This is a genomic window from Streptomyces sp. NPDC056373, assembly GCF_042262425.1.
Classification (GTDB): Bacteria; Actinomycetota; Actinomycetes; order Streptomycetales; family Streptomycetaceae; genus Streptomyces.
On record NZ_JBHJPX010000046.1, the window covers coordinates 1 to 2,136 of the forward strand.

Consider the following 2,136-nt stretch of genomic DNA (forward strand, 5'->3'; position numbering starts at 1 on the left):
GGTCAGGTGCGTCACCGCGATGTCCTCGGCCGACGTCGCCGCCGGCAGACGCGCGGCCTCGAACCAGTCGCCGAAGTCGGTGGGCTGCTCGCCGGAGCGGCGCAGCCGGTAGTGGTCGGTGATCGCGTGACCCGCGATCGTCCGCAGCAGACCGGCCGGGTTCTCGATCCGGCGGCCGGTGAAGTCACGGACCAGCCGGAGGAACGCCTCGCTCGTGATGTCCTCGGCCAGGTGCCAGTCGGCACGGTCCAGCCGGTTGTAGACCCAGCGGGTCAGTCGGTCGCCGTGCTCGGTGAAAACCGCGGCAAGGTCCTCGCTCGTCGCCTGGGGGATCGAGACCTGACCTGCGGATGTACCGTCATTCATGGGTCGTGCTCCTCTCACATGGAACGGCCCGAAGCGGCTCCGGTGCGGACACACCGGAGCCGCGCAACTTCCTGTAGGAAGTTGGCTTCCTATAGGAAGTTAAGGGGTCGGTCGGGTACCGTCAAGGAACATCCGATAGGAAGTTACGAAGGAGGCCCCAGTGGCGGGATCAGTGGCCGGAATGGCCGCATACATCCGGGCTCGAATCGAGCGCGGAACCCTGGAACCGGGCGACAAGCTGCCGCCGACGAAAAACCTTCAGCAGCAGTTCAACCTGTCCGACAACGCCGTCTACCGGGCCGTGGCGATCCTCAAGGCCGAGGGGCTCGTGACCTCGCAGCAGGGGCGCGGCGTGTTCGTCGCCGACCGCCCGGCCCTGATCGCCGGTGAGAAGCGGATCAAGGGAATCGTCCAGCCCGGTGAGGTGATCAACCACAAGTCGTCGGAGCGCGTCCAGGCTCCGGAGTGGGTCGCTCAGCACATCGGGGAGGGCGAGGTCGTCAACCGGGTCCGGACGATCACTAGGGGCGACACCGTTCTCCAGGCATCCCAGTCCTGGGTTCACACCGACATCGCCGCCGTCGTACCGGAGATCGACGAACCCCAGGCGTGCGACCCGACATGGCAGGCCGTCTACACCGAGCGAAGCGGCAAGAAGGTGACCGTCGCCTCCAAGACCGTCGACGCCCGGATCACCACGGCCGACGACAAGGCCGCGCTCGGTCTCACGGAGGACGCTGCCGTCGTCGTCATGCGGAGCATCTACGTCAGCGAGGACCGCGTGATCGGCGTCGGCGAGGGCGTCTACGCACCTGGACGCCAGGTAGCCCTAGCCTGATCACCGCACGACGAAGGCCCGCCCCACGCGAATTGGGGCGGGCCTTCCTGCATTCCAGCGTGCCTCACCGGAAGTTCGGAGACACGCCATCTGCCCGTAATCCTCCGTGGCCTGGAGCGCTGGCGACTGCGGACCGGCCGGGCTGGAAACGACGGCAGCGGCGAGAGGGGTGGGGTCGCGGGGCGTCTCACGGCCGTCTGCGGGGCTCGTACGGGGCTGGCCGCCGTACCCCCGCCGTCATCCCTGATGGAGCGTGAGGCGTCCACCCCGGCCCGGGAATGGGCTGGCGGGGGGCTCCTGCTGCCGCGATCCGCTGCAGCCCGGTGTTGGGCGCGTACCGCTTCGGGCCCAGTCTCGTCGTGGCTGAACTCTCGGTCGACCAAGGGGACCGGTACCGCCCGGTGCCTCCCGGACCGGCGGGCATTGTCGACAGGAACGGGCAGAACTGGCCCCACCCCCGGCGGTCAGGTGCGGGGGAGCTCCTGGCCGTCGGTGCCGATCCCGTACCGGGCGAGCCGGTCGGCCATGTCGTCCTCCCACAGCGGCGGGTTCGTCACCGTGGCCGGCGGAGTGGTCGCCGCGGCTTCGACGACCGGCGCGGCCGCGACGGCGGCGGCCTCCTGGTCCCGTTGCCACTTCATCTTCACGCCCAGGCGGCGGGCCTCGAACGCCCGCTGACGGTGCGACCGCTTGCAGTACCGGCGCGGGGACCAGGAGCCGAGCTGGCTCACCGGTTCCCCGCACCACTCGCACGACAGGTACTCGGCCCCGGCCACGCGTTGCGTCGGGAGGTCATCGCTCATCCGGCGACCATAGCCGTCACAGTGACGGCCCCAGCATCGAGACCCGTGACAATGACGGGGATTGTACCCGGACGGTTTCCGCGTTTTTGTTGGTGTACGCGGGGGGGGGGTGGGCCCGGGCCGGCCGGG

3 protein-coding genes are annotated in these 2,136 nt (G+C 69.5%); 1 reads left to right on the plus strand and 2 read right to left on the minus strand.

The window, feature by feature from the left end; genetic code table 11:
• Positions 1–366 (minus strand): RNA polymerase sigma factor (locus ACFCXS_RS39340; RefSeq protein WP_376648143.1); only part of this gene is annotated, 366 nt, incomplete at its 3' end.
• Between the two features lie 160 nt (positions 367–526).
• On the opposite strand from ACFCXS_RS39340, the gene ACFCXS_RS39345 reads away from it, so the two are divergent.
• Complete coding sequence (locus tag ACFCXS_RS39345; protein WP_376595178.1) at positions 527–1,204, plus strand: GntR family transcriptional regulator; 678 nt, start codon at positions 527–529, stop codon at positions 1,202–1,204.
• 464 nt (positions 1,205–1,668) lie between these two features.
• Here the strand turns inward: ACFCXS_RS39345 and ACFCXS_RS39350 are convergent, their stop codons facing one another.
• Positions 1,669–2,007, minus strand: a complete 339-nt coding sequence (locus ACFCXS_RS39350; protein ID WP_376648144.1) for a hypothetical protein — start codon at positions 2,005–2,007, stop codon at positions 1,669–1,671.
• Between the last annotated feature and the right edge of the window lie 129 nt (positions 2,008–2,136).

Bases quoted from the DNA above. Each gene is read 5' to 3' on its own strand.
- ACFCXS_RS39350 (WP_376648144.1), bottom strand. From the start codon at position 2,007: ATGAGCGATGACCTCCCGACGCAACGCGTGGCCGGGGCCGAGTACCTG.